The sequence below is a fragment of the Actinomadura sp. 7K534 genome (assembly GCF_004348575.1).
Taxonomy (GTDB): Bacteria; Actinomycetota; Actinomycetes; order Streptosporangiales; family Streptosporangiaceae; genus Spirillospora; species Spirillospora livida.
Genome location: NZ_SMKB01000323.1, coordinates 1 through 6,824, shown reverse-complemented (window position 1 = coordinate 6,824; position 6,824 = coordinate 1). Strand labels below are relative to the sequence as shown.

The window sequence follows — 6,824 nt, the reverse complement described above, 5'->3', positions numbered from 1 at the left end:
GGTTGGAGGTGACGGGGTCCGCGGTGCCGATCCGAACGACGGCCCGGTCCTGGTAGAAGGCGATGTGGTCGCGGAGGACCGCGACCTCGGTGTACGGCTCCGGGTACTCCCATGCGATGGGGTCGGGGTCTTCCCGGGGCCGCCAGTACCTCGCCCGGCCCTTGAACGGGCAGCGCGAGGTGTGGTCGGAGGGCGCGAGGTGCTCGAAGCGCACGTCGGCCCTGGGGATGTAGAGGACGATCCCGTGGTCCTGCTCGTCCACGAGGAGGGCGGCGGTCGTCTCGGCGAGGGTCGTGCCCTCGTGCGTCACGCGGACGAGGTTGCGCTTGCGGTGGACGTCCACGCGGTAGTCGGGACGGTCGGTGTAACCCGACGGTTCCAAGGCTTCTCCCCTCATCGGGCGTGCTCCAGCGCGCCGTCGCGGATCTGCTGGCGCAGCCGGAACTTCTGGATCTTGCCGGTCGCGGTGCGCGGGAAGTCCGCGACGAGGTGCACCGACTCGGGCCACTTCTGCCGGGCGAGCCCGGCGGCGGCGAGGTGCGCGCGCACGTCGTCCAGCCCGACCGGGCCGGCCGCCTCGTGCGGGCGGATCACCGCGGCGGCGTGCTCGCCCAGCCGCGCGTCGGGCTCGGCGACCACGCTGACCTCGGCGACCTGCTCCATCTTGAGGAGCAGCGACTCGATCTCCTGGGCGCTGATGTTCTCGCCGCCGCGGATGATGACGTCGGCCACGCGGTCGGTGATGGTGAGGTAGCCGTCGGCGTCGAAGACGCCCATGTCACCGGTGCGGTACCAGCCGTCGGCGTCGAAGGCGCGGGCGGTCAGCGCGGGGTCGGTGTAGCCGACGCAGCAGTCGGCGCCCCGCGAGAGGATCTGGCCGTCCTCGTCCAGGCGGACCTCCGCGCCGGGCAGCGCCCGGCCGTCGGTGCGCAGCCGCTTGTCCGCGGGCTCGGCCAGCAGGCTCGCCGTGATCGACGGGTGCTCGGTGCTCCCGTACGACCGGAACACCGCGATGCCCTCCTTCGTGGCCCGCTCGGTGAACGCCTCGGGCACCATCGCGCCGCCGAGTCCCATGTACGGGATCAGGGACAGGTGCTCGGGGGTGAAGTCGGGGTGGTCGAGGAGGCTGGTCAGGAAGTAGGTGGGGCCGCCGGCGATGCCGAGCTTCCGCTCGCCCATCATCCGCAGCACCTCGGCCGGGTCCCACACGTCGATCAGGTGCACCGGCTCCGCGCGCAGCAGCGGCAGCAGGAAGGCGTTGATCATCCCCATGAAGTGGCCGACGGGGGTGCCGACGATCTGCGGGGGCCCGCCCTTGCCGTAGAAGTGGTCGCACTGGCGCGCCTCCCAGCCGATCGTCTGGTGGCTGTGGATCACGCCCTTGGGGTTGAGCGTCGTGCCGGAGGTGAAGCCCACGATCACCGGGGCGGCCGGGTCGACCGGCAGCGGCTCGGGCAGCGGGTCGCCGTCCAGCATCCGGTGGAAGGGGGTGGCGGCCCGCGGCAGCTCCCGCTCGGGACGGTCGCTCACGACCAGCCAGAGGGTCTCGCCGTCGCGCTCCCCCAGGAGCCGCTCGTACTGCTGGAGGTGGTCGGTGCGGCCGAAGCGGTCGGGCGTGACGACCACCGCCGGACGGGTGTCGTCCAGGATGTAGCCGACCTCCTTCGGCCCGTAGAAGTGCACGACGGGGACGACGATCGCGCCCACGTACGCGGCGGCCCAGAAGGTGATGGCGGCCTCGACCCAGTTCGGCAGCTGCACGACGATGACCGAGCCGGGGCCGATGTCCCGGGCCAGCAGGGTCCCGGCGAGGGAGCGCGCCGCCCGGTCCACATCGGCGAACGTGCCGGTGTAGGGGCGTGTCTTCGAGCCCACGTGGAAGCGCGAGCGCGGGGCGCGGCCCAGACCCGCGGCCACCATCGAGCCGAGGGTGTCGCCGGTCCACCAGCCTTCGTCGCGGTAGTGCTGTGCGAGTCCGGCGGGAACCGTCCGGATGCCCCAGCCTTCGGAAGCAGAGCTTCGGGTCACCGTATCGCCTTCAGTGGTCGGGATCTTGAGGCCGGCGGCTTCCGCGCCCCCGGCCCTGACGGTTAACATCAAAGTATGTTCTGACGTCGAGGTCAATACTTGGGAGAAGTTTGTGGGCAGCACGCGGATCTACCACGTCGGCATCGTCGTCCCGGCCCTGGAGCCGGCGATGGCCCAGTTCAGCGCGGCCGCGGGGGTGACGTGGGGCCGGGTTCAGCGCTTCCCCGCCGAGTTCGCGTCCCCCTCGGGCACGCGGACGTACGACCAGACGTTCGTTCTCTCCCTGGAGGGACCGCCTTACATCGAGTTGCTCGTGCAGGTCCCCGGCAGCGTTTGGGAGCGGACCGGCCTGCACCACCTGGGCATGTGGAGCGACGACGTGCCGGGCGAGTCGGCCGACCTGGAGGAACGCGGCTGCGCCTGGCAGGCGGCCATCCTCGACGGCACCGGCCGGCGCGCCGGCGGCTGCTACCACCACTTGCCTGATCTTGACGTCAGAGTCGAATTGGTGTCACGGTCGGGAAGCGCGCCGCGGCTGGCGCGCTACCTGGCCGGCGGCGACTACCGCTGAGCCTCCCCCGGCCGCGGGGCCGGGGGAGGCGCGCCCGCCCCGGGAGGAGTTCGGCCGGGCGCGCCTCGTAGGTGAACCCGGATCGACCAGTGCGAACGCGGAATCGCAGCCGCGTCCCCGCCGGGTTGCGGGACGGATGGGGCGGGGCCCGGCGCGTCCCCGTCCTACCCGGCCGAGGACGTGCCGGACATATGACATTTGACGTCGATGATATGCCGCTCCGGACCTGCTTCGGCCCGGAGCGGTCCAGCGCGCCGATGGCGCCCTGACCCGCTGGTCAGCGGGCCTTGGCGTGCGCGGCGAGGAACTCCCACGTGCGTTCGGTATCGACGTCGCTCTTGGCCAGCGGGTGGGCCGCGAAGTCCGTGACACCGCTCTCGGCGAACGCGTCGATGCGCCGCGCCACCTCGCCCGGCGACCCGACGATCGCCAGCTGGGCGACCCCGTCCACGCCCTCCCGGGCCAGCACCTTCCGGTAGGACGGGAGAGCGTCGTTGGCGCCGAGGACGCGGTGGATATGGCTCCGCGCCTCCGCGGCGTCCCCGGTCACGCACACCGGCAGGGCGGCCACGATCCGGAACGGGGAACCGGCCGGGCGGCCGTCCAGCGCCGGGCGGATCACCTCGGTGACCGTGCGCGGCCCGGCTGCCCAGGTGACGACCCCGGCGGCCACCTCGGCGGCGAGCCGGGCCATCGCCGGGTTCACCGCGCCCAGCAGGATCGGCGGCGGGGCCGCCGAGGTCGCGCCGGGCACGGCGACCCGGCGGCCGTCCCGCCCGGTCATGACGGCCGCCAGGTCCGCCACGTAGCGCCGCGTCGCCGCGATGGGCGGCGGCCACTCCAGTCCGAACGCGTCCCTGACGAGCGCCTCGTGCGACGGGCCGATGCCCAGCGCCAGCCGCCCGCCGAGCACCTCCTGGACGGTCGCCACCTGCTGCGCGAGGGCGTAGGGCGGGCGCAGGGGCATCGGCACGACGGCCGTCCCCAGCTCGATCCCGGGCACCTCGCGCCCGGCGACCGCGAAGGCCGTGAGCGTGTCGTGCCCGGTGAGCATCGGCGCCCAGTAGCCGGCGAAGCCGTATTCGGCGGTCCTGCGCACCTGGTCGACGACGCCCTGGACGCTCCCCCGCATGGTGAGACCTGAATGGATGGCGATGCGCATGGTGTCCGTTCCTCCAGTGCCGTTCCAGTGCGGGTTTCAGTGCGGGGTCAGTACGACTTCGGCAGGCCGAGGACGTGCTGGCCGATGTAGTTGAGCACCATCTCCTGGCTGACCGGGGCGATGCGCATGAGGCGGGACTCCCGGAAGTAGCGCTCGACGTGGTACTCGCGGGCGTAGCCGAACCCGCCGTGCGTCTGGACGGCGGCGTCCGCCGCGGCGAACCCGGCGTCGGCGCAGAGGAACTTGGCCGTGTTGGCCTCCTTCCCGCACGGCTCGCCGCGGTCGTAGCGGGCGGCGGCGTGCCGCGCGGCCAGTTCCGCGGCGTCCAGCCGCATCGACGCCTCGGCGAGCGGGAAGGCGATGCCCTGGTTCTGCCCGATGGGGCGGTCGAACACGACCCGCTCGCGGGCGTAGCGCACCGCCCGCTCCAGCGCGGCGCGGCCGATGCCGAGCGCCTCGTGCGCGAGCAGGATCCGCTCGGGGTTGATGCCGTCCAGCAGGTAGGTGAACCCGCGCCCCTCCTCGCCGACGAGGGCCGATCCGGGGACGCGGAAGTCGTCCAGGAACAGCTCGTAGGAGGAGACCGCGTTGCGGCCCATCTTCGGGATCGCGCGCATCTCGACGCCGCCGCCGGTCAGGTCGACGACGAACATCGAGAGCCCGTCCGTGCGGCCCCTGCCCTCGCGGGGCTCGGCGGTGCGCGCCAGCAGCACCGCCTTCTGCGACTGCGCCGCCTTGGTGATCCAGACCTTCCGCCCGTTGATCACGTAGTCGGCGCCGTCCCGCCGGGCGAAGGTGCGGATGCGGCCGGTGTCCGAGCCCGCGTCGGGTTCGGTGATGGCGAAGCAGACGTGCAGGTCGCCGGTGGCGGCGGCGGGCAGCAGCTCGCGGCACAGCCGGTCGCCGCCGTGCCGCGCCACCAGGTTGAGCCCGAAGATCGTGAGGTGGAACGGGCTGCAGCCGTTCATGCCCGCGCCGGACGCGGCGATCTCGTACATCATCGACGCGGCCGCCGAGACGCCCATGCCCGCGCCGCCGTATTCGCGCGGGATCGCGATGCCGAGCCACCCGGCCTTGGCGAACGCGTCGTAGAACTCCCAGGGGAACCTGGCCTCCTGGTCGGCCTCGGCCCAGTAGGCGTCGTCGAACCGCCCGGCCACCTCCCGGACGGCCGCGCGCACCTCCTCGTCGGTCAGCGCGTCGCCGGTCGGCGTCTCATCGGCGTCCGGCGCGGGGTCCGGGGAAAGGTCGTGGGTCATGGGGATTCCTTCGTTCGGTCTCGGGGCGTCAGCGCACCGAGCGCCCGCCGTCGACGTAGAGCACCTGGCCGGTGACGAACCCGGACTCCTCCGCGGCGAGGAACAGGGCGGCGTTCGCGATGTCCGCGGGCTGCCCGACGCGCCGGACGGGCAGTCCCGCGGCGACCTCGGACAGCCGCCGGTCCGCCGGCACGCCGAGCCGCTCGGCCGTCGCCCGGGTCATCTCCGTGTCGACGAAGCCGGGGCCGATCGAGTTGACGGTGACGCCGAACGGCCCGAGTTCGATGGCGGTCGTCCGGGTGAACCCCTGGACGCCCGCCTTGGCCGCGGAGTAGTTCGCCTGGCCGCGGTTGCCCAGCGCCGAGGTCGAGGAGATGTTGATGACCCTTCCGTACCGCTGCTGGACCATGTGCCGCTGGGCCTCCGCGGTCACCAGGAACATGCCGCGGAGGTGGACGTTCATCACGGTGTCCCAGTCGTCCTGGGTCATCTTGAACAGCAGGTTGTCGCGCGTCACCCCGGCGTTGTTGACGGCGATGTCCAGCCCGCCGAACTCCTGGACGAGCCGCTCCACCGCCCCCCGCACCTGCCCGGCGTCGGAGACGTCCGCGCCGAGGCCGAGGGCCTGCCCGCCCGCGTCCTCGATGGCCGACACGGTGTCCTCGGTCAGCGCCTCTTCGAGGTCGAGGACGCCCACCTTGGCTCCGGCGCGCGCATACGTGCGGGCGATCTCGGCGCCGATCCCGCGGGCCGCGCCCGTCACCAGCGCTACGCGGCCGTCCAGCTTCGTCATGATTCCTTGGCTCCTGGGTTCTCGGTGGTGGAGGGGGTGCGCGCGGCACGGCCGCGCGAGAGGGCGCGGACCGCGTCGCGGTGGGCGCCGGACTCCAGGAGCCGGACGTGCCATTCCGCTTCCGCGTCCGCGCATGCGGCGAGGTCGTGGGTGCGGGCGCGGTCGACGTGCCGCCTCATCGCCCGTACTGCTTCCGGGGAGACGGCCGCCAGGCGCGCGGCGAGCGCGGCGACGTGCTCGCGCAGCCGCTCGTCGGGGACCGCCTCGGTGACGAGGCCGAGGTCCTGCGCGCGGGCGGCGGTCAGCGCCGGGGAGAGGTACAGCAGTTCGAGCGCGCGGGACGGGCCGACCAGCCGGTTCAGCGACCAGGTGCAGCCGAAGTCGCCCGCCAGCCCGAGCCGGCCGAAGCCGGTGCGCAGGATCGCGGACGTCCCCGCGTAGCGCAGGTCGCAGCCGAGGGCGAGCCCGAGTCCCGCCCCGACCGCCGCCCCCTCGATCAGCGCGACCGACGGCTTGCCGATCTCGCGGAGGCGGACGACGGTGGCGCGCTGGAGCGCCCGCTGGGCGGCCAGCCGCACGTCCGGCTCGTCCGCCGGGCCGAAGATGCTCTCCCCCGCCGCGAGCATGTCGAGGTCGCCCCCGGCGCAGAAGGTGCCGCCGGACCCGGCGAGCACCACGACCCGGACCTCGTCCGCCGCGGCGGCGTAGTCCAGCATCGCGGCCAGGGCCTCCAGCATCTCCCGCGAGAACGCGTTGCGGACCCGCGGGCGGTTGAGCGTGAGCGTCAGCACCCCGCCCGCCAGCCCGGCCAGCAGGTGCCCGCTGCCGGTCGGCACCGCGGCCCCGCCCGAATTATTTGACATAGACGTCGAAATTATAAGAATGAGGCCACCTGGTCAACACCAGTGGCTTGCACTAACGTTGTTGGCCAGGTCTATCGACACCGACGTCGAAGTTAGAGCACGTTTCCGCGGAGGAGCCCCATGCCCGACCGGCCGACCGGCCAGCCCC

At 73.0% G+C, this 6,824-nt stretch carries 7 protein-coding genes; 1 reads left to right on the top strand and 6 read right to left on the bottom strand.

Going from position 1 to position 6,824, the window contains the following annotated elements:
• Together E1266_RS34270 and E1266_RS34265 are read right to left on the bottom strand one after the other, a co-directional pair.
• A partial coding sequence (locus E1266_RS34270) for a DUF427 domain-containing protein (protein ID WP_207946091.1) occupies positions 1 to 382 on the bottom strand: 382 nt, incomplete at its 3' end.
• Positions 383 to 393: 11 nt separating this feature from the next.
• On the bottom strand, positions 394 to 2,028 hold the full coding sequence (locus E1266_RS34265) for an AMP-binding protein (protein ID WP_207946090.1): 1,635 nt from the start codon (positions 2,026 to 2,028) through the stop codon (positions 394 to 396).
• Positions 2,029 to 2,140: 112 nt separating this feature from the next.
• Between E1266_RS34265 and E1266_RS34260 the strand changes: the two genes are divergently transcribed.
• The gene (locus E1266_RS34260; protein ID WP_165966320.1) at positions 2,141 to 2,599 is read left to right on the top strand and encodes a VOC family protein; all 459 of its coding nucleotides are present in this window, start codon (positions 2,141 to 2,143) and stop codon (positions 2,597 to 2,599) included.
• 277 nt (positions 2,600 to 2,876) lie between these two features.
• Here the strand turns inward: E1266_RS34260 and E1266_RS34255 are convergent, their stop codons facing one another.
• The 4 genes from E1266_RS34255 to E1266_RS34240 are packed head-to-tail and all read right to left on the bottom strand — an operon-like array spanning position 2,877 to position 6,676.
• On the bottom strand, positions 2,877 to 3,761 hold the full coding sequence (locus E1266_RS34255) for an LLM class flavin-dependent oxidoreductase (RefSeq protein ID WP_132054261.1): 885 nt from the start codon (positions 3,759 to 3,761) through the stop codon (positions 2,877 to 2,879).
• A gap of 47 nt (positions 3,762 to 3,808) precedes the next feature.
• Positions 3,809 to 5,020, bottom strand: a complete 1,212-nt coding sequence (locus E1266_RS34250; RefSeq protein WP_132054259.1) for an acyl-CoA dehydrogenase family protein — start codon at positions 5,018 to 5,020, stop codon at positions 3,809 to 3,811.
• Positions 5,021 to 5,048: 28 nt separating this feature from the next.
• On the bottom strand, positions 5,049 to 5,813 hold the full coding sequence (fabG, locus tag E1266_RS34245) for a 3-oxoacyl-ACP reductase FabG (RefSeq protein WP_132054257.1): 765 nt from the start codon (positions 5,811 to 5,813) through the stop codon (positions 5,049 to 5,051).
• Positions 5,810 to 6,676, bottom strand: a complete 867-nt coding sequence (locus E1266_RS34240) for an enoyl-CoA hydratase-related protein (RefSeq protein WP_132054255.1) — start codon at positions 6,674 to 6,676, stop codon at positions 5,810 to 5,812. The genes fabG and E1266_RS34240 overlap by 4 nt, the downstream gene beginning before the upstream one ends.
• Positions 6,677 to 6,824 lie beyond the last annotated feature (148 nt).

Excerpts from the sequence above, each read along its gene's own strand:
- E1266_RS34255 (WP_132054261.1), bottom strand. The coding sequence starts at position 3,761 with ATGCGCATCGCCATCCATTCAGGTCTCACCATGCGGGGGAGCGTCCAG.
- E1266_RS34250 (WP_132054259.1), bottom strand. The coding sequence starts at position 5,020 with ATGACCCACGACCTTTCCCCGGACCCCGCGCCGGACGCCGATGAGACG.
- fabG (WP_132054257.1), bottom strand. The coding sequence starts at position 5,813 with ATGACGAAGCTGGACGGCCGCGTAGCGCTGGTGACGGGCGCGGCCCGC.
- E1266_RS34240 (WP_132054255.1), bottom strand. The coding sequence starts at position 6,676 with ATGTCAAATAATTCGGGCGGGGCCGCGGTGCCGACCGGCAGCGGGCAC.